General features: G+C 40.9%; 21 protein-coding genes. 8 read left to right on the forward strand and 13 right to left on the reverse strand.

Going from position 1 to position 20,110, the window contains the following annotated elements:
• Nucleotides 1-90: 90 nt before the first annotated feature.
• From ACFSQ3_RS02800 to ACFSQ3_RS02815, 4 genes are all read right to left on the reverse strand, one after another.
• Complete coding sequence (locus ACFSQ3_RS02800) at nucleotides 91-702, reverse strand: superoxide dismutase (RefSeq protein ID WP_380867293.1); 612 nt, start codon at nucleotides 700-702, stop codon at nucleotides 91-93.
• 111 nt (nucleotides 703-813) lie between these two features.
• Nucleotides 814-1,284, reverse strand: coding sequence for a nucleoside deaminase (locus ACFSQ3_RS02805; RefSeq protein ID WP_380867295.1), 471 nt, complete (start codon nucleotides 1,282-1,284; stop codon nucleotides 814-816).
• A gap of 28 nt (nucleotides 1,285-1,312) precedes the next feature.
• Nucleotides 1,313-1,654 carry a tRNA-binding protein gene (locus ACFSQ3_RS02810; protein ID WP_380867296.1) on the reverse strand — a complete coding sequence of 114 codons (342 nt, stop codon included), beginning with the start codon at nucleotides 1,652-1,654 and terminating at the stop codon, nucleotides 1,313-1,315.
• A gap of 2 nt (nucleotides 1,655-1,656) precedes the next feature.
• Nucleotides 1,657-1,872: a hypothetical protein gene (locus ACFSQ3_RS02815; protein WP_380867298.1), complete on the reverse strand. Its 216-nt coding sequence runs from the start codon at nucleotides 1,870-1,872 to the stop codon at nucleotides 1,657-1,659.
• A 77-nt stretch (nucleotides 1,873-1,949) separates the two neighbouring features.
• Here ACFSQ3_RS02815 and ACFSQ3_RS02820 point away from each other — a divergent pair, with 77 nt between their 5' ends.
• The 5 genes from ACFSQ3_RS02820 (at nucleotide 1,950) to ACFSQ3_RS02840 (ending at nucleotide 10,117) form a co-directional block, all read left to right on the forward strand.
• Nucleotides 1,950-2,528: a porin family protein gene (locus ACFSQ3_RS02820; protein WP_380867300.1), complete on the forward strand. Its 579-nt coding sequence runs from the start codon at nucleotides 1,950-1,952 to the stop codon at nucleotides 2,526-2,528.
• A gap of 159 nt (nucleotides 2,529-2,687) precedes the next feature.
• Nucleotides 2,688-3,467 (forward strand): succinate dehydrogenase cytochrome b subunit, encoded by a 780-nt coding sequence (locus tag ACFSQ3_RS02825; RefSeq protein WP_380867302.1) that lies wholly within the window; start codon nucleotides 2,688-2,690, stop codon nucleotides 3,465-3,467.
• Between the two features lie 51 nt (nucleotides 3,468-3,518).
• The gene (locus tag ACFSQ3_RS02830; RefSeq protein WP_380867303.1) at nucleotides 3,519-5,453 is read left to right on the forward strand and encodes a fumarate reductase/succinate dehydrogenase flavoprotein subunit; all 1,935 of its coding nucleotides are present in this window, start codon (nucleotides 3,519-3,521) and stop codon (nucleotides 5,451-5,453) included.
• Nucleotides 5,454-5,497: 44 nt separating this feature from the next.
• Nucleotides 5,498-6,271, forward strand: coding sequence for a succinate dehydrogenase/fumarate reductase iron-sulfur subunit (locus ACFSQ3_RS02835; RefSeq protein WP_449329214.1), 774 nt, complete (start codon nucleotides 5,498-5,500; stop codon nucleotides 6,269-6,271).
• A gap of 156 nt (nucleotides 6,272-6,427) precedes the next feature.
• Entirely contained in the window at nucleotides 6,428-10,117 is a 3,690-nt protein-coding gene (locus ACFSQ3_RS02840) for an ATP-binding protein (RefSeq protein ID WP_380867306.1), read from the forward strand.
• Nucleotides 10,118-10,436: 319 nt separating this feature from the next.
• On the opposite strand, the gene ACFSQ3_RS02845 is transcribed toward ACFSQ3_RS02840, so the two are convergent.
• The 3 genes from ACFSQ3_RS02845 to ACFSQ3_RS02855 all read right to left on the reverse strand — a co-directional run bounded on the left by ACFSQ3_RS02845 (nucleotide 10,437) and on the right by ACFSQ3_RS02855 (nucleotide 13,257).
• Nucleotides 10,437-11,372, reverse strand: coding sequence for a hypothetical protein (locus ACFSQ3_RS02845; protein WP_380867307.1), 936 nt, complete (start codon nucleotides 11,370-11,372; stop codon nucleotides 10,437-10,439).
• Between the two features lie 96 nt (nucleotides 11,373-11,468).
• On the reverse strand, nucleotides 11,469-12,611 hold the full coding sequence (gene gmd / locus ACFSQ3_RS02850) for a GDP-mannose 4,6-dehydratase (RefSeq protein ID WP_380867308.1): 1,143 nt from the start codon (nucleotides 12,609-12,611) through the stop codon (nucleotides 11,469-11,471).
• 94 nt (nucleotides 12,612-12,705) lie between these two features.
• Nucleotides 12,706-13,257 (reverse strand): hypothetical protein, encoded by a 552-nt coding sequence (locus ACFSQ3_RS02855; RefSeq protein WP_380867310.1) that lies wholly within the window; start codon nucleotides 13,255-13,257, stop codon nucleotides 12,706-12,708.
• A gap of 44 nt (nucleotides 13,258-13,301) precedes the next feature.
• Between ACFSQ3_RS02855 and ACFSQ3_RS02860 the strand changes: the two genes are divergently transcribed.
• Nucleotides 13,302-13,628: a hypothetical protein gene (locus ACFSQ3_RS02860; protein ID WP_380867311.1), complete on the forward strand. Its 327-nt coding sequence runs from the start codon at nucleotides 13,302-13,304 to the stop codon at nucleotides 13,626-13,628.
• A 54-nt stretch (nucleotides 13,629-13,682) separates the two neighbouring features.
• Entirely contained in the window at nucleotides 13,683-14,393 is a 711-nt protein-coding gene (locus tag ACFSQ3_RS02865) for an SDR family NAD(P)-dependent oxidoreductase (protein ID WP_380867313.1), read from the forward strand.
• Here ACFSQ3_RS02865 and ACFSQ3_RS02870 read toward each other — a convergent pair.
• From ACFSQ3_RS02870 to ACFSQ3_RS02885, 4 genes are all read right to left on the reverse strand, one after another.
• On the reverse strand, nucleotides 14,390-15,748 hold the full coding sequence (locus ACFSQ3_RS02870; RefSeq protein ID WP_380867314.1) for an alpha/beta hydrolase family protein: 1,359 nt from the start codon (nucleotides 15,746-15,748) through the stop codon (nucleotides 14,390-14,392). The genes ACFSQ3_RS02865 and ACFSQ3_RS02870 overlap by 4 nt on opposite strands.
• Nucleotide 15,749: 1 nt before the next feature.
• On the reverse strand, nucleotides 15,750-16,346 hold the full coding sequence (locus ACFSQ3_RS02875) for a hypothetical protein (RefSeq protein ID WP_380867316.1): 597 nt from the start codon (nucleotides 16,344-16,346) through the stop codon (nucleotides 15,750-15,752).
• 108 nt (nucleotides 16,347-16,454) lie between these two features.
• Nucleotides 16,455-16,799, reverse strand: a complete 345-nt coding sequence (locus tag ACFSQ3_RS02880; RefSeq protein ID WP_380867318.1) for a hypothetical protein — start codon at nucleotides 16,797-16,799, stop codon at nucleotides 16,455-16,457.
• Nucleotides 16,800-16,831: 32 nt separating this feature from the next.
• Nucleotides 16,832-17,110, reverse strand: coding sequence for a DUF2089 family protein (locus ACFSQ3_RS02885; protein WP_380867319.1), 279 nt, complete (start codon nucleotides 17,108-17,110; stop codon nucleotides 16,832-16,834).
• Nucleotides 17,111-17,228: 118 nt separating this feature from the next.
• Between ACFSQ3_RS02885 and ACFSQ3_RS02890 the strand changes: the two genes are divergently transcribed.
• On the forward strand, nucleotides 17,229-17,966 hold the full coding sequence (locus ACFSQ3_RS02890) for a lysophospholipid acyltransferase family protein (protein WP_380867321.1): 738 nt from the start codon (nucleotides 17,229-17,231) through the stop codon (nucleotides 17,964-17,966).
• Here ACFSQ3_RS02890 and ACFSQ3_RS02895 read toward each other — a convergent pair whose 3' ends face one another.
• Together ACFSQ3_RS02895 and ACFSQ3_RS02900 are read right to left on the reverse strand one after the other, a co-directional pair.
• On the reverse strand, nucleotides 17,967-19,103 hold the full coding sequence (locus ACFSQ3_RS02895) for a glycosyltransferase family 2 protein (protein WP_380867323.1): 1,137 nt from the start codon (nucleotides 19,101-19,103) through the stop codon (nucleotides 17,967-17,969). It abuts the gene before it with no gap.
• Nucleotides 19,090-20,043, reverse strand: a complete 954-nt coding sequence (locus tag ACFSQ3_RS02900; protein ID WP_380867325.1) for a lysylphosphatidylglycerol synthase domain-containing protein — start codon at nucleotides 20,041-20,043, stop codon at nucleotides 19,090-19,092. The genes ACFSQ3_RS02895 and ACFSQ3_RS02900 overlap by 14 nt, the downstream gene beginning before the upstream one ends.
• Nucleotides 20,044-20,110 lie beyond the last annotated feature (67 nt).

The raw sequence follows: 20,110 nt of genomic DNA on the forward strand, positions 1-20,110 counted from the left end.
TTCTTTATAACCTTATATACGAAAGAAGCTGTCTTTCCGATTGCTCAGAGACAGCTTCTTTTGATTAAAATATGTTAAAAGGATATCGAACTATCCTTTCGCTGCTGCAAATCTTTCTGCAACCGCATCCCAATTAACCACTTCGAAAATCGCTTCTAGGTAGGCTGGGCGTTTGTTTTGATATTTTAAGTAATAAGCGTGCTCCCAAACATCGATACCGAAGATCGGCGTGCCTTTTACTTCCGCAACATCCATCAATGGATTATCCTGATTCGGTGTAGAAGTTACAGCCAATTTGCCATCTTCACCAACGATTAACCAAGACCAGCCAGAACCAAAACGTGTTGCACCAGCTTCTTGCAATTTCTTTTTCAAATCTGCGAAAGATCCGAATGTTTCGTTGATTGCCTCTGCTAATTCGCCAGTTGGTTCGCCACCAGCATTTGGACCTAAAACAGACCAAAACAAATCGTGGTTGAAGTGACCACCGCCATTATTACGTACCGCAGCAGAATACTTGCTAATATTTCTAATTAACTCCTCCAAAGATGCACCAGCTGCACCTGTATCCGCGATCGCTTTATTCAAGTTATCCACATAGGCTTGATGGTGACGATCGTGGTGTATTTCCATCGTTTCTTGGTCGATGTGTGGTTCTAAAGCGTTGCTAGCGTATGGTAACGCTCCCAATTCAAATGCCATAATTATATAGTTTTAGTACAAAATCAATTATAAATACATTTCGCGTTTCCGCGTTACGAAGATAACAAATGTTTGGTTTTTATGTTTGAAAAGCACGAACCAGTTACGAAATCATCGTCTTTTATTACGAAAAAATGATTTTATAAGCGTTGCGCATTCCGTTTCCAGCACGCCGCCTACTACCTCTGTTTTCGGATGAATAATTTTCTCATTAAGCGCGCTATATCCGCGCTTATCGTCTTTCGCTCCGAATACAATGCGTTCCAATTGGGTCCAATATGAGGCGCCCGCGCACATTACGCAAGGTTCTACCGTGACATATAATGTGCAACCTTTTAAATACTTCCCTCCTAAATGATTTGCTGCAGAAGTAAACGCCTGCATTTCCGCATGTGCTGTCACATCATTCAATCGTTCCGTTAGATTATAGCCTTTAGCTATAATTTGCTGATTGGCGACAATAACCGCACCGATTGGAATTTCATCTTCTTGATAAGCTATCTTGGCCAACCGCAATGCTTCGCGCATAAATAATTCATCCGTCGAGGTTGCTGGTTCTTCCTTCTCACTAAAATATCTCATCTAATTATATTATCTCAACGACAAACTTCTAACTCAATCTTGCTCCGTTTGGAAGTGGTTTTTCTACAGCCGTAAGTACGATATCTCCATTTTCATCTGGAAATCCCGTAACCAAGCATTCTGAAAAGAAGTTTGCAATTTGCTTTCGCGAAAAGTTAACAACTGCCACTACCTGCCGACCGATTAATTCCTCTTTTGAGTAATGCGCTGTTATCTGTGCACTTGACTTCCGCAACCCAATCTCCGATCCGAAATCAATATGCAATTGGTAGGCAGGCTTTTTTGCTTTTGGAAAATCGTGCACTTCTAATATGGTTCCAACACGCAAGTCGATGCGTTCGAAATCCGACCAAGATATCTCTTCTGCCATATTTACAACCTGTTACTAGCTATTTCTTGCAGTTCCTTCCCCAACGTAAACCGTACGTAATCCGCATCTCTGCGAATACGCTTAGCCAAACGTTGCACCAAATCATCCTCCTGTCCCACTTCATAGACAAGATCCTCCTCACGCAGAGAATTATACTTTCTCGTAATCTTTAAACGAATGATTTGCCATTCTTGTTCCGATATTTTAAGCGTGTTCATACGTGTTATTGATTAATCGTGGCGTTATTTTTGTTAATGACTCGTATATTTGAAAAAGTTAAATTTAAAATTTTAGCATGAAAAAAAGAATACTAACTCTATTTGTTGCTTTGGCAACTTTTGCTACTGCACATGCACAGCTTCTACCAACTTTCGATTTAGGTCTTAAAGCAGGTATGAACTTTACAAGCCTTCGCTCTAACGGCAACTATTTCGACTCGAGCACAAAAGCCGGTTTTTTAGCGGGTGCTTACGGTCGTGTTGGCGTATTGGGATTTCATATCCAACCGGAGGTTTACTATAGCTCGAAAAACACCACCATTGAAGCGAATAATGTTTCTCAAGATGTCAAATTTTCTACAGTAGATGTCCCTATATTATTAGGAACAAAAATCGGATTAGGTCCAATTGGCGCTCGCTTTCAAGCTGGCCCGCTATTCTCATTCATTGTAGATAAAGATGATATTAGAGATTTTGGACAGCCTATTAATTATCGTGACAACTTCTCTGCAATAGTAGGTGGAGTGGGTGTAGACATTTCTAAACTATCACTTGATTTACGCTATGAGCATGGTTTAGGAGATTTGAATCGTAGTGGTGGTGAGAAACAAAGATTAAACCTTTGGACTTTGGCGTTAGGTTTCCAAATATTCTAAAATTACAAATTCCAACGGTATATTTTAAAGAGGTCGTTCCGCAAGGGCGACCTCTTTGTTTTAGAACAATTCTAAATTGTCCTTTTTTAAGTTTGTAACGTAGCTTATTGCGTATTATATGATAATTTTGTGACCAAATTATATAAATTTAGAAGACTAATGAGTAAATCGAAGCCGATGTTAACTTCTTCACTTGGGAAGAAACTCGTGATGAGCTTAACAGGCCTGTTCCTGTGTATTTTTTTAATAGTCCATTTGATTGGTAACTTACAGCTGTTTAGCGACGATCTTGGCTATTCGTTTAACAATTATGCATACTTTATGACGCATTTCGCACCAATCAAGGTAACGTCATACTTGCTTTATGCATCCATTATTATCCACGCGATTTATGCATTGATCTTAACGATCAAAAACAAATCTGCTCGCCCGGTTCCTTATGAGCAAACAGACGGAAAAGCAAACAGTCCGTGGAACTCAAGAAACATGGGTATTTTGGGAACCGTATTATTGGTTTTCATTGCTACACACATGCAGAACTTTTGGTTTCAGTACAAATTCGGAACAACTCCATACGTCGAATACCGTACGGATGTAGAAACCGGCGACCGTCAAACGGATCTTTTCGATACGACTCCTGATAGCTACACTGGTTACACAAAGTTCACGGAGAACGGTATCGAAGTCATTCAGTCAAAGGATTTGTACAAGCAGGTAGAAGAAACATTCAAAAATCCATTTATTGTGGCTTTTTACGTAATCGCTATGGCAGCGCTTTCCTTCCACCTTATTCATGGCTTCCAGTCGGCGTTCCAAACGCTTGGGTTTAATCACCGCCGCTACATTGGAGCTTTGAGAGCAATTGGTGTTTGGGGATTTGGCGTAGTCATCCCTGTGGTATTCGCTTTGATGCCATTGTACTTTTATTTTGTAAAATAAGTTATTTACAACTTTCGCCTTGCGATAGTTAATAAATATAGATCGTCAACTATGTTAGATTCTAAAATACCTGCTGGCCCATTAGCTGAAAAATGGTCCAAACATAAATTCAACATGAAGCTGGTTAACCCAGCCAACAAACGTAAGTTCACTATCATCGTTGTAGGAACTGGTTTGGCAGGCGCTTCAGCTGCTGCATCGTTAGCGGAATTGGGTTACAATGTAAAAACATTTTGTTACCAAGATTCCCCACGCCGTGCGCACTCCATCGCAGCACAGGGTGGTATCAACGCAGCAAAAAACTATCAGAATGATGGTGACTCCGTTTACCGTTTATTCTATGATACTATCAAAGGTGGTGACTACCGCGCGCGTGAGGCTAACGTACACCGTTTGGCGGAAGTTTCTGTAAACATCATTGACCAGTGTGTGGCGCAAGGTGTGCCTTTCGCTCGCGAATATGGTGGCTTGTTAGATAACCGTTCTTTTGGTGGATCGCAAGTATCCCGTACGTTCTATGCACGTGGACAAACTGGACAACAATTATTATTGGGTGCTTACTCTTCTTTGAACCGTCAGATTCAAAAAGGAAAAGTAACTTCTTATACCCGTCATGAAATGCTTGACTTAGTTAAGATTGACGGACATGCTCGCGGTATCGTAACGCGTGACATGATTTCTGGAAAGATTGAAACACACGAAGGTCACGCAGTATTACTTTGTACTGGTGGTTACGGAAACGTTTTCTTCTTATCTACCAATGCGATGGGCTGTAACGTAACGGCTGCTTGGCGTGCGCACAAACGTGGTGCATACTTCGCAAACCCTTGTTACACGCAAATTCACCCAACTTGTATTCCGGTAACAGGAGATCACCAATCGAAACTGACGTTAATGTCTGAATCATTGCGTAACGATGGTCGTGTTTGGGTTCCTAAAACCAAAGAGGTAGCGGCGAAATTACGCAAAGGCGAATTGCACCCTGCTGATATCAAAGAAGATGAAAGAGATTACTTCTTAGAGCGTAAATATCCATCTTTTGGTAACTTGGTTCCACGCGACGTGGCATCTCGTAACGCAAAAGAAGCGGTAGATGATGAGCGTGGTGTAGGTAAATCAGGTGTAGCTGTATTCTTGGATTTCACCGATGCAATCAACCGTTTGGGTGAAGATACAGTACGTGCTAAATACGGTAACTTGTTCGACATGTACCACAAAATCACGGACGAAAATCCATACAAACAACCGATGCGTATTTATCCTGCTGTTCACTATACAATGGGCGGTATTTGGGTAGATTACAACTTGATGACAACTGTTCCTGGTTTGTACGCTTTAGGCGAATGTAACTTCTCCGATCACGGCGCTAACCGTTTAGGTGCATCTGCTTTGATGCAAGGTTTGTCGGATGGTTACTTCGTTATTCCTTTCACCGTAGGTGATTACCTAGCGAATTTAGGTTCATTTGATCCTGTAGATAAAAACCACCCTGCTTTCGAAGCGACACGCAAAGAAGTAGAAGATAAAGTTTCTGCTCTATTAGCTTTACGCGGAACAAAAACAGTTGATGATATCCACAAAGAATTGGGTAAAATCATGTGGGAATACTGTGGTATGGCTCGTACAGCAGAAGGTTTGACGAAAGCAAAAGGTATGATCCAAGAATTGCGCAAAGATTTCTGGCAAAATGCGAATGTATTGGGTAAAAACGAGGAGCTTAACCTGTCGTTAGAGAAAGCAGGTCGTGTTGCAGACTTCTTGGAGCTTGGTGAACTGATGGTAGATGATGCATTAAACCGAAATGAATCATGTGGTGGTCACTTCCGTTTGGAATCGCAAACAGAAGAAGGTGAAGCAAAACGTAATGATGAAGAATACACATACGTATCTGCTTGGGAATACACTGCCGACAACCAACCAGAAGTATTGCACAAAGAAGAGTTGATCTTCGAGAATGTTAAATTAACCCAAAGAAGTTATAAATAAAATCCGTTGGGCTTTGGCTCAATGTGTTACTCGATATAGAAGTTATGAGTGGACAGATGAATTTAACGCTAAAAGTTTGGCGTCAGAAAAATATACAGGATAAGGGACAGTTTGTTACTTATCAAGCAAAAGATATCGCGGATGATATGTCGTTTTTGGAGATGCTTGACATCGTCAATGATGATTTAACTCGCAAAGGGGAAGATCCAATTTACTTTGACCACGATTGTCGTGAAGGTATCTGCGGAATGTGTTCATTGGTAATCAATGGCCGCCCGCACGGACCGGAGTACGGAACAACAACCTGTCAATTGCACATGCGCTCCTTCCATGATGGACAAACCATCGTTATTGAGCCTTGGAGAGCAGCAGCTTTCCCTGTGTTGAAAGATTTAGCAGTTGACCGTACCTCTTTCGAACGTATTCAGCAAGCTGGTGGTTACGTAAACGTAAACACGGGTGGTGTACCTGACGCGAATTCGATTGCGATCCCTAAACGTATTGCTGACGAAGCTTTCGAATCAGCAACATGTATCGGTTGTGGTGCTTGTGTAGCTGCTTGTAAAAACGCTTCAGCGATGTTATTTGTATCTGCGAAGATTTCTCAATTCGCGTTGTTGCCGCAAGGTCAAACAGAACGTTACGAGCGCGCGCAAGCAATGGTAGATCAAATGGATGCCGAAGGTTTCGGTAACTGTACAAACACGGGAGCTTGTGAAGCAGAATGTCCAGTTGGTATTAAGTTGACGAACATCGCGCGCATGAACCGCGAATACTTCACTGCAAAATTATTCCGCGAAGAAGACGTGCATAATTAGCATTAATTTTTCGCTATTTACAAAAAGTCCACGCTACAAAAATAGCGCGGACTTTTTTGTTATATTTAGCCCTCAATAGGATAGTTCTTGATGGGAAACAAAATTCTTCTTCTGTTATCAATACTGATGCTCTCGCTGTTTGCCACAGCGCTCATTATGCATAAAACGATTACGGAGTCAGATATGTTGACCGTCAACGCGGAAACGGTTTCAAATAACATTCATGAAAAAGAAAGTTTAGTTGAAAACATCTTCGCTGACTCCTTGGCCATGAAAACGTTTCAGAACGTTGAGCGCTATCCTACCCAAGCGCTAAACTTGACGGAATCTTTCTCACAGAAAAATCAGTTGATTTTTTTCTACGTTTACAAAAATCATAAACCTATCTTCTGGAGCTCCAATATCATGGTACTCCCTTCAGATCAGCCTTTTCAACAGGATGTGACTTTCGTAGATGGCGAACCCAGATCGTACTTAGTGAAAAAGAAAAATCTGGATTCCGAAACTTCCGTTTTAGCAGTTATTCTTGTCAAACGGACGTTTAATCATTCTAATCCATATCTCACTAATCGTTTTTATAAACAGATTATGCCTACAGATAATTTGGATATTGCACAGTATAGCGACGTCAATGTTGTCAGAAACATATATAGCAAAAATGGATCTTACCTATTTTCTGTTAAGTTTAAAGAAGGTAAGTACCACAACGTTTACCTAACTATTCAATTACTCTCTTGGGTTTTAGGATCGATTATCTTTTTATGTTTGGTAAGTCATCTTTGTCGGCTTTTAGCGAAACGTGGGCATGCGTGGCTTTCGGTAGGTATTCTCATAACAATTTTCGCTTTTCTCAAATGGATATCGCTAAAATCCAATTGGCTATCCGGCACATCGAGCATTGAACTTTTCGACCCTCGATATTACGCATATAGCCCATTCCTGCCCAACTTATGGGAGTTTATCGTCGTTACCGTTAGCGCTGCGTGGGTTATCTTTTACATTCGGGAAATCCAAGTATATTTAGCGGAGCAAAATCCATTTAGAAGGAGTTTCGGAGGGTTGATTTTTGCAATTATTGCGATTTCCACCATTTACCTGCTCAGCGATTTAGTATTATACCATTTAAGTACGCTCATCACGCATACATCCGGCGTGAACATGGACTTTACCAACATACTCGGATTTAATGCCTATAGTTGGATAAATATCTCACTATTTTGTATTAATGTCATTTTACTAATTTTTTATATCGATTTCATTGTAGGTCAAGTGCGCACGATGCTGAGTAATTTGACAACGGAAATCAACATACAACTAATTACACTGATCATCTTTCTGTTTATCGGAACACAAGCCTTTGATCAAACGATTTTCTATAACCTATTGGTAGGTATTATCATACTTATTCGGTCTTACACGCGACATAAAAATACCCAACATTCGTTTTTCAACATCGTGATGGTACTACTTTCTATTTCGGTACTATCTTCCATCATTTACCATAAAAGCATTCGTATTGTCAAGCAAAAGGAAATGACGCTCACACTGAACTATTTAGAAGCGGAAAATGACCTGAATGCGGTTTCTATTTTTGTAGAAATGGAAAAGGAGCTCGATGCAGACTCCACATTGCTAAGGCGTTTGGTTTTGGAGGCAGAAAAGACGGGCATCACGCAACCTTTGAGCACCCACATCAAAACGCGTTATTTCAGCGAATACCTTTCTCGCTATGATCAACAGTTTTACTACTACGTCAACGATAAACCGCTGGATTCGTATGGCGCAGATAAAGTCGCAGAATATCGTGAGAAAGTTATTAACAGCGCAGTACGTGTTCCAAAAACGTCGCATTTTTACCGTGTTCGTGGAGAATTAGGAACGCACGAGTATTTTTATCAAACCGTACTACCTATCGACGAGGAAAACAACGCGCAGATATTTGTAAATCTAAAAAACTACGCATATAGCCCTTCCCTGCCTTATCCGGAATTTTTGGTGGATAGCAAGGTAGATTTGATTCGCGAACATTATTCCAGTGATGCTGCGTTTGCGCTTTATAAAGACCGCAGTTTGCAAACGCAAAATGGTAACTACATCTATCCTACACAAGACGGCCAGTTTCCTAAGGAGCTTTATAAATCAGTATCATTGCCAGATGACGGTGGATTTTATCATATGATGTCACGACCTGACATCCATACCACTATTGTGGTTAGTAAGCCGAAATTTAATTTCTCGAAATCGCTTGCGATTGTTTCTTTTCTGTTTATATCGCTATTCATCGTTTATTCTATTATACAAGCCATTCAATATCTGGTAAAAATCGTTTTTAGCAAATCGTTCAGCATACGAACACTCCAGTACCAATTTATTATCCTTCGCAACAAATTGCGGTACAGTACGCGCATACAAACCATCGTAAACTTGACTGTAATTTTGGCGATTCTAATTTCTGGAACGATAGCCTTTATTACCATTCGCAAACAGTTGGAAAGTAGTAACCTGGCTCTGCAAGAAAGTTACAGTAATGAAGTTTCACACAAGCTAGAGAATCTTCTTTCCAGCGATGAAATAAATAGCTGGAATTCCGAAGCAATACAAAAAGTACAGGAAATTAATGAGTTTTCTACCCTTGATGCAAATGTGTATAATAAAGGCGGCATGTTGGTGTATTCCTCACAACCACGCATTTTCGAGTCTTCGCTAATTTCAAATTTTATTCAACCGGATGCTTACAATGAACTAAACGTTATCAAAAAAACGAACGTAACACTAACGGAGCGTGTGGGCGATTTCTCATTTAATTCCAGTTATTCCACAATCAGAAATGCAGAAAATAACGTTGTAGCATTTGTTAATATTCCAAACTACGCTGCGAAGAAGGAAGAGATTCGTAATAGTAATTTATTGCTTAATTCGCTCTTAAACATTTATACGGTGATTATTCTAATTGCTGGTTTTGTTGCCGTTTTGGTGTCTAGATTAATTACGCGTCCGCTAGAAATGATCGGTCAAAAAATGTCGGAAACAACCATTAATAGCAAGAATACCGCAGCGTTGTACTGGGAGCGTGATGACGAAATTGGCGCTTTAGTGAAAGCCTATAACTTGATGCTCGTAAAAATGGAGCAAAATACGAAGCAACTGATGAACGCAGAACGAGAATATGCGTGGCGGGAAATGGCTCGGCAGGTGGCACATGAGATTAAAAACCCACTTACGCCAATGAAGTTAGGTATCCAGCAATTAATCCGTTCCTTTAACGAGGATGATCCGCGATTTGAAGACCGCTTTAAGCGCTTCTCCGACTCTTTTATCGAGCAAATAGACAGTTTATCCAAAATCGCTGTTGAATTCTCTAATTTCGCACGTCTGCCGGATACGGAACTTGTAAAGATTGACATCTTAGAAAAAATTTCGGAGGTTGTTACCTTGTTCAATGGCACCTTAAATACCGACATTCATGTATTCAACAAAACGTATCTAGATCATGTTTATGTTTTGGGTGATAAAGATCAGATATTGCGCAGCTTTAATAACTTGATCAAAAATGCGATTGAAGCAGCGCGAGGTAGGCGCAAGCACACCATCAAAATTACCTTATCGCTTATAGATGATGAAAAGGTAAAGATTAGCGTGAGCGACAATGGTTTCGGTATCTCAGAGGATGTGATCCCAAAAATTTTTCAACCAAACTTTACCACTAAAAGTTCGGGTACGGGTTTAGGGCTTGCCTTTGTCAAGAAGACTGTGGAATCGATGCAAGGTGAAATATCTTTCGACACCGCCGAAAACTTAGGAACAACCTTTACGATTGTTCTTCCATTGTATGCGGAAAAAGGATAGAATGGATTGTTTATAAATCTTTAAAGTTAAAACCGTCCTTTGCGAACACGAGGAACAATGCCTGGAGTAATCTAACGACTTTACTTCAAAGCCATTCGAATCTACTATCAATTTCAAAACAGACTGCTTCGTCACGCTTTCTCGCAGTTACATGATGGTTTACGAATTAACGGTTACCATCTCAGGTTTGTAACCTTGGTAGCTCCATCACAACTTTACAACTTTACGATTAAAAAACAAAAATGCTCCAAGCGAGTTGCTTGAAGCATTAAATATTTTGTGATGAACAAATCTGTCCCTATATGCTACTTACTGTGTGCTATTTCAGCACTATACTCGCACGTCCCATGATAGAGTTATCAGAGTACAATAGAATCGTGTAAGCGCCTTTTCTAAATCCATTCTCTCCGTCGGACCAAAGCAATTGATATTCTTGTCCATTGTTCGTAAAGTTGATATTCTCCTTAAACGTATATTGTAATTTCTCTCCGTGTACGTAGAAAAGATCATCGGTATTAGCGATAAGATTTCCGTTTGGATTGATAATACGAACAAAAACCTCCTTATTTCCTCGCTCTGCAATTGGGTTATCGGCAATGGAGAAGCTGATTTGTAATTTATCCACCTTTTTCGCTTTTGGACTTGATACTAAAGAACCATCGCGTTTTTCTGACACACCATTAATTAGTACGTTGGATACTTTGATAGCAGATGCTTTGGACATCTTGCTCGTCATGATCGTTTGATTTGTTTTCAACGTACGGATTTCTCTTGCGCTCTCGTCCAATTCTTCTTTCAAAGCATTATTTTCCTCCGCTAACAATTCACTTTTTACACGCAACCCGACAACTTCGTCGCGAAATTGCGAAACACGAGATTTAAGTCCGTCCACTTCCTTACGTACTGATACCAAATCCTGTTCAGACAGATCCTCTTTACTTAGGTCCTGCCGTAAATTATTGATCACCATCCTGGCCTCGCTTTCCGATGCTTCTAAATCAGAAGTATATGGAACACCTTGGCTATTTGCATTGTCCAGTTCCGCTTCTATACGATCTATATCCGTCTGCAAATTTTCCTTCTGCAACGTAATAGTATATAACTTCTCATCGGAGGATCTAAACTTAACATAAAAATATACGTTAGTAGCCACCAAGGCAGCTATCGCGATGATAAAGAAATATATTTTTTTATTGACGCCCGCACTTGGCGACTTTTTCTCTTCTTTTTTGAATTCTACTTGATCAAGATTCATTTGTTTGATACACAAAAAGCGAACAGCATCCTCGCTTTGATTACGACAAAAGTAAAGGTTTATAAGGAGTTATGTCAAAAACTGTTCCAAGGTAAATTATTCGAAATAATTGAACGTGTCAAATCCACCCGCTTTTAGGTAAGCATCTTTACGCATCACTTGTAAATCGGACAGCACCATCTCGCTTACTAGCGCATCAAGACCATATTTAGGTTCCCAACCTAACTGTGTTTTCGCCTTTGTAGGATCGCCAATTAATAAATCAACCTCCGTCGGACGATAATATGCCGGATCAACCTTTACAACCGTTTGACCAAGCTTGATATGTACTGGATCAATCCCTAATGCCTCCAACTTTTCTAAATCTCGATCTATAATCACGCCTTTCTCCGAAGCGTCCTTCCCGCTGAATTCAACCTCAATACCCAACTCTGCAAAGCTCATACGCACAAACTCGCGAACACTTGTCGTTACGCCAGTTGCGATTACGTAATCTTCTGCTTTATCTTGCTGAAGAATCAACCACATCGCTTCGACATAATCTTTAGCATGTCCCCAATCACGCTGCGCAGATAGATTTCCTAGATACAACTTATCTTGTAATCCCAATGCAATGCGAGCGGCTGCGCGTGTAATTTTGCGTGTAACAAATGTTTCTCCTCTTACCGGACTTTCGTGATTAAATAGAATGCCATTGCTGGCAAACATTCCATACGCCTCGCGATAATTTACGGTAATCCAATAAGCGTACATTTTAGCAGCAGCGTATGGACTTCTCGGATAGAATGGCGTTGTTTCCTTTTGTGGAACTTCTTGCACCAAACCGTATAATTCGGAAGTCGAGGCTTGATAAATGCGTGTGCGCTCCACCAATCCTAATAATCGAACCGCTTCCAAAACACGCAAAACGCCAATGCCATCTGCATTCGCAGTATATTCAGGCGTGTCAAAACTTACCTTCACATGCGACTGTGCCGCCAAGTTATAAATCTCATCCGGTTGAACCTCTTGAATAACCCGAATAAGATTGGTGGAATCAGTCAAATCGCCGTAATGCATTACAAAATGACGATCTCTAGTATGAGGATCTTGATACAAGTGATCGATACGATCGGTATTGAAGAGCGAACTTCGTCGTTTCAACCCATGTACGACATAACCTTTCTTTAGTAGAAATTCTGCTAGATAGGCTCCATCTTGCCCTGTAATGCCTGTAATTAACGCAACTTTTTGACTCATCGTCGTTTGAAAATTTCCTCAAAAATAAAAAAAACCTCCTAAAATGTATCACACTTTAGGAGGTATCGCTATAGATAACCGAAAACGTTCGAAATTAATCTAAGCGTGTAAAGTTAAATACTAAATGTCCTTGACCTTGATCCAGTGGAATCGCCATTCTCATCACTAAAGAACCCTCGTCGGCATACGATAAATCTAAGCGGTAACCGTTGGTTACGTTAGAAGGCTTATCGCCCGCATATAGTTTTTTGAATTGGAATTGTGGCTCACCCATTCCTTTACCAGGATTAAATACAGACCATACGATCGTACGCACAGCGCCATCCGCACAAAGTGTACCTTCGCTACGGAATTCAATGCTTCCGCGATGGTTCCCTGTCGGCAAATCCCAAATACTACCTACAAAGCAATCTACAGGTGCTTCGTCGAAAATGTTTTTTACTGTGTAAGACGAAGGAATATCCTCACGCTCTACGGTATTTAAAACCCATTTTCCTTTAATTCCGGAACGCCACTGCGATGCCGAAGGGCCAGATTCTGCCATACCAGCGCCAGCACCGCCAGCCGATTTACGTGGAGCTCCGCAAGAACCTAATACAAATACAACCGCTACCAGCGATATTATCGACATTATCTGTTTACGCATAATTCTAAATTTGATATTTTTGACAATCATTAAAAGTTCATGTTATGACGAATCAATCTTCCAAAAACCATACCACTAGCAAGATTGTTGCGAAGTCAATATTACGATTATTTTTTGTTTTGTTCGTGATGCTGATCGCATTTTACGTTACACAAGACAGCGAAAAACTAAGTCAAATCAACCTTTATTTTACCAATAAGTGGTTCTTGGCTTTCCCTATCCTCTTGTTTATCATATTTGTAGGATTGCTGATATTGGTATTGAAAAACAAATACGAACGCGTAGAATTTAATTGGTTGATGGCGCTCAATGGAGGCTTTTTGATTGCCTACGTATTGATGCTTTGCGCACGCATTTATCCATTATTATAAATCATTCGCGAAGCTCGAAAATAAAAAACGACTAGATATAGCTGAAAAGAATTTATGGCAAACATTATAATTACTGGAGCAAGTAGTGGCGTCGGCTTTGAAGCCGTACTGGATTTGATGGCGAATAAAGAAAATAAGGTAATCGCGCTTGCGCGATCAGGAGATAAACTACGCAAACTGCATGAGATCTCTGGCTCCCTAAATCCTGACGGAGGAACCCTATTTCCTGCGCAATTTGACATCGTACATGATGATTATCCAACCTCGTTAGTTCCCTTCATTCAATCGAAATTTGATCAGGTTGACATATTGATTAACAATGCTGGCGTTTTGGTTAACAGGCCATTTTTGGAAACAAGCGCAGAAGATTTTGCGAGTGTGCTGCAAACGAACTTGTTGGCGCACGCCAAAATGATTCAGCATATTGTTCCGATGATGAAGCCGGGCGCGCATATTGTGAACATTGGCAGTATGGGCGGCGTGCAAGGTTCTTCGAAATTCCCCGGACTGGCAGCTTATTCTGCAAGCAAAGGTGCATTGTCGATACTTACCGAAGCTTTAGCAGAGGAATTTAAACCGCTAGGTATTGCTGTAAACTGCTTGGCGCTAGGATCTTCGCAAACGGAAATGTTTGAAGAAGCATTCCCGGGCATGCAGGCAGGCACGTTAGCGTTCGAGATGGGCCGCTATATCGCAGATTTCGCGCAAACCGGCAACAAATATTACAACGGGAAAGTATTGCCGGTAGCCAATACTACGCCTTAATTTTTCATACCTAATATCCACTTAGAAATATCCTCCAATAACTGAGGTTCAATCGTGGTTTCTATCTCATAATATTCGTCTAATGCGCCGGTTTTTGCCGGTTGCATGAGATGATTCAAACTTGGGTACGTTTTAATTCTGCTTTGTGCATTTGCGGGCAAATTCGCCGACAAAGATGCTTGATTTTCAATTGCCGGAACTTGAATATCTTTTTCTCCGAAAACCGCCAACAGCGGAATATTAATCCGACGAATAAATGGAACAGGATCAATGCGTAAAAAATAGCGATAAGGTTCTAAAACCATCACCTGAAATTCTTTCCGAAGTTCTTCACTTGTACCTGTTAAAGCACCCGTGTTTTTCATCAATTGATTTAGTGCTTCGGGTGCTGGAATTTCGCTCTTTACGATTTCAAAATTCTTTCTATTAATTGTTCGCGCTTGCGACAAATCCGCCTCGCTCATTCCCTGACTTTTGCCAACGTGGTACAATTGCAATACCATCAACGAATCGATGGCTACGGATGGTCCTGCCAAGGAAACTGCAAACTTCAAATCGGGAATATGCTGACCAGCTAATAATAAGGAAATCAACCCGCCTTCGCTATGCCCGATGATTCCTAAGCGCGTCGAATCCACTTTATCTTGCCTTTTTATAAACGATAACGCTGCCATAGCGTCCCGACTGAAATCGCCAATATTACTTTTGACGAAGCTTCCCGTCGACTCGGCAACACCGCGATCATCGTAACGCAAAACCACAATTCCTTTTCGCGTCAGATAATCGGCAATTACCTCGAAAGGTTTGTGACCAAAAACTTCCGAATTTCTATTTTGTGGACCTGAGCCGCTGACCAAAATCACGGCCGGATATTTACCTGGCTGAGCCGGTTGCGTCATTGTTCCCGCTAAACGAACTTCATCTCGGTCATTAGTAAAAGCAACCTGCTTCGATTCGTATGGCAACGGATTCATCGGTTGTTGTGTACGTCGCTCCGCTTTTTCGCCTTCATATCTTGTCAATGTCAACGGCGCAGTAAATCCACGTTGGCTATATTTCCCGACGATTGCTTCTCCGCTCTCTTGCAATTTACCCGCAAAAGACAATCCCAAAGCGGATGATTTTATAAAGATAGAATCACCATTCACGGATACGCTATCCATATTGAAATCCATTTGCGCCTGCGACGGGCTTTTCATCTTTACCGTCCAATTATTCTCCTTGCTAATAGCGAAAAGCAATGGAATCTTCTTTCCAGAAGCTTCCAAATCACCTTTCCAACGGCCTTCCATGGTTTGCGAAACACCTTGACAGGAATAGATCACACTCAACAAGACGATAAACAGAATTCTCATATTAAAAAATTGTTTTAACGGAAATGTTCAACAAAACATCAACGATTAATGTGACTAGTACAATCCATACTGCATCGACTTTCCGTTTAGCATTTATGGCTATCTTCATGCCAACAACGAGCAAATAGAAAAAATAGACCAATAACGCCAGCGAGATCATCGCTATGGCAACCGCAATAGTCAAATCCAACGGCGAAACGGAAGTTAGGGTCATATCGCCAGCAAGTACCGCTTGATGAATTTGATCGAACGGAATACGCACAAATGGATTCATCATTAGCAAAGCGACAACGTAATTGACAACCTGCGCAATCATAACGACAATCGCCACATCTTGCCATCGTATTTTTCGATAAAAAATTTTAGAGCAAAGCCACAAGAATGACGCGAGCACCAAGATATTAAGCGCATGGCTGATGAAGCCCACATACCACGGAAGGCCTTCAACAGGTCGCAAATGCAAAAGCCCCTCCACCGCGTAACTAAAAAGGTAAGCTTGAATGGATGCAATGAAATATGCTACCAATCCAATAAGGATCATTTTCCTATCGGATAAACGATCGAAAGGATTTATAAGAATGGAATGATTATTCGCCATCTGCTAATGCTTTTAATTGATTTTGGACGGCTTCGGGTTGTTGCGTACCGATCAAAATTTTTCGGCCGTTATTGAAATGAATCACAAATCCATGTTTTCCTTTTGTGGTTATTGCGGTGCCATTTTTCCCAAAACGATATCCCCAACCTCCGTAATCCAGCAAGCTATATTGTTAACCTCTACCCGACTTATTTCGCTCCACGACCATGTTTTGTTCCAAACGAAGGGTTTGAAGTCGACAAATATTCCGTTTCTATCCAACCGCGTGCGCAATCGAGCGAGCGCGAATAACAATACAAGCAATAACAACGTAGCTATTCCGAAAAAGGCTTTAAAATCCCAAGTAGCTAAAGTGAAAAACTTATAAAAAGTAAATCCAGTTATCGGCAAAAATAGAACGAGAAACCATTTGGAAAGAAAGTGCTGCGATTCGTTAAATGTCGTTTGTTTCATGGCGTAAAGGTTTTAGGGTGAACAATAAGATTTCATGTTTTTCCGGATTGATGCTGCTTCAGTTTGGCAATTAAATCGTCTAATTTATTTCGGACGGTGGGATAGCTTTTGCCCATTTGATTAGCCATTTCCTTCAGGCTACCAGAATTTTCCAAAAAACGGAGCACAAATTCCTGCTCTTCCCGATCCAACAACATTAATGGCGGTAAGTCGTAAGTTCCACTTACTTCCGTCCCACAAGACAAACATTGCAATTTTGCAACTCGTAAATCAGCATCGCAACTTGGACAAACTGTTGGAAGTTTCAACATAAAATTCAATTTTATTAAAAGTAAGTTTAATTTTATTAAAAACATAATTAATATTTATTAAAAAATATTGATCTCCCTAAGATTCTTACATTTTGTATATTTGCGAACGTTATAAATTATGAGAAAAGTTCTAGGATATCTACTGACGCCGATTTTTTATACAGCCTTCTTGGTGTTGATCGTTTTCTTCCACCCTATACAGTGGTTGTGTTTACGATTAGGTGGCTATGCAGCACACAAATGGAGTGTTGATATTTTGAATAGCGGGTTGGTTAGTTGCAATTATCTATTGTTCAACCGAACTAGATTCATTGATAATCCAAATATCCCAACCGGAAGACCCGTTATTTTTGTGGCGAACCACCAAAGTATGTTCGATATTCCGCCGCTTATTTTCTTCTTACGCAGATTTCACGGGAAATTTATATCCAAATTAGAGTTAGCAAAAGCTGGGATCCCGAGTATTTCCTTCAACCTAAAACATGGTGGAGCAGCCAACATCGACCGAAAAGATCCGAAACAATCTATTGCCGAAATCTTGAAATTGGCGCAAAACATGCAGAAAAAGCATTGGTCAGCATTTATTTTCCCGGAGGGAACGCGCACAAAAACAGGTAAGATGAAAACCTTTTCCGTTGGGGGAATCGCTACGTTGTTGAAGAAAAATCCGGATGCTTTAATCGTTCCGATTGCAATTCGCGGTTCGTATCAAATGGTGAAATGGGGCATGTTTCCACTTCGACCATTTACATCCATGTCTTGGGAAGTACTTGATCCAATTGAAAAAGGCGATATGTTGGTCGATGAAATTGTGCTTGCTGCGGAAAAAGTGATCCGCGAAAAAGTGGAAGGTTAATTATTTAACCGTTCTACCTTTCCAATCGTATTTTCCCATATTTCCGGCCACGCCGATGTATACTAAATAGACGGTGTGTGCAAAGGAAAGAAATGGCAAATAGCGCATCAGCTCTTTTCTTCCTACAAAATCTGTTATTGGCTGCAGGAACACCCATTCTACCGAGATCTTAAGCATCACGCAAAACGCGAATGTCCAGTTGAACGTTGGTAATTCCAAAAGGAAACGCAACGTCCCCCAAATTAAGGCAAGGTTAAATAGCCAAATCACAACACCAAGAACTACGATTCGCTTATCCTTGTATTTTGTGCTTTTCGAAGCCCATCGTTTGCGCTGACTGATAAATGATGCAAGTGTGGGTTTGGCATCGGTATACACGATAGCTTCTTTGGATTTACAAAATCCGATTCGATCCGCGGCTTCTTCTGAAACCTTATGCAACAGCAACTCATCATCGCCAGAAGCCAAATCATCAATTCCTTTGAATCCGCCAACGCGGAAAAATGTTTCTTTGCGGTAAGCGAGGTTTGCGCCGTTGCAAGTAGTCGGCACGCCATTTCCGATACCTGAGGCACCTAAACCAATTAAGTAAAGAAACTCCAAGGTTTGCAATCGTTCAAAGCGCGACTTTTCTTCGTGGTAAGCGACGGGCGATGAGACCATTTCCAATCCACCTTCATCCATGAATTTCACGACCGTTTGCACCCAATTTGGCCCCATACGACAATCTGCATCCGTTGTCATAATGATATCGCCCGTAGAAATATCAATCGCTTTAGAAATCGCAAGTTTTTTATAGGAATTGAGTTTATCGCCCTCATCCATTTGCAACAAACGAACGCCATAAGGCGCGTAAGTTCGTACAATTTCGGCTGTTCGATCCGTTGAATGATCATCCACCACAATAATTTCTAAGCGATCTTCCGGAAAGTTTTGGGTAACCAAACAATCCAGCGTTCTACCAATATTTTCTTCTTCATTTCGCGCAGCAATAAGCACAGAAACTCGGCTATCGCTATATTGATGCGCTACACGAGTTGATGATAAGCCTGTGCGAAACCAGCCGAAACGCATATATAAAACTAAGCCCACATACACCAATGTGGCTATCAACAAACAAGCATTAAGACTTACCATTCCCCCCTACATAATTAACTTGAAAAACAAAGAAAGTTCCGATGATCGCCGGCAGGATGAGGTTGACAAACCAAACGAACGAAACAATCGCCATAACCGCAATTTCTTGCGTGGTGATATACGCATACAAATTACTGGCCACAAAACTGCGTACGCTGAAATCGAACAAATCCAACGATGGCACAGCGGCTTGCACAAAGAACAAAATAAAAATCATCAGCACCATGGACAACAATGGAAGCTCCGGTAAAAAGAAGAGCATCAGCACCATATATTGAGAAGTGAAAATGAAGAAACGCGCAAAGGAAATTAGCAGAACATTCCACAGTTCGCGTGAAGAAAAGTTTTCTAGAATACTGAAGAAAGGTTTTACTTTAGCTAGAAACTTCAATTTACCAACTAGCTTATCAATCCAATGCACATTGAAATACAATACTAAAAACGCCACAGCGTAAATGACTGCAATCATCCAGACCGCCATTTGTACAAAGATTGGCGTTGGCATAAAGGTTTGCACAAACCAAGCAATGCTAATCGCGCCGAAAACGCTGGTAAGCACAAGTTGCGCAAATAGCCCCACTCCCATCGCCACCGCGCCGGAAGCGCGATTATCGGGCTTCAACAATAGAACGCGTCCACCGTATTCTCCAATGCGATTGGGCGTGAAAATAGCCCAGGTTAATCCGCAGAAAACCGAACGAATCGCTGTCCACCATCCTAACGGTTCAATCTTTTTACTTAAATATCGCCATTTAACGACTTCCAAAAACCAATTTCCAAGCATCATCAGGCACACAACCGCCATAATCCACCAAATGGAAGATCCATCAAAACCCTGAATTAACGCAGTGAATTCCCGAAGATTCTGTTGATTATTGACTTTCGTATACACGAACCACGTCGTCAAAGCTACGATCAGCACTTTGATGAAAATATTCAAATATGTCTTTTGTATTTTCTTCAACGGGTTTTGGAAAGCACAATGTTAAGAATTTTTTAAGAGATAA

Source organism: Sphingobacterium corticis (assembly GCF_042684745.1).
In the GTDB taxonomy this organism is placed as follows: Bacteria; Bacteroidota; Bacteroidia; order Sphingobacteriales; family Sphingobacteriaceae; genus Sphingobacterium; species Sphingobacterium corticis.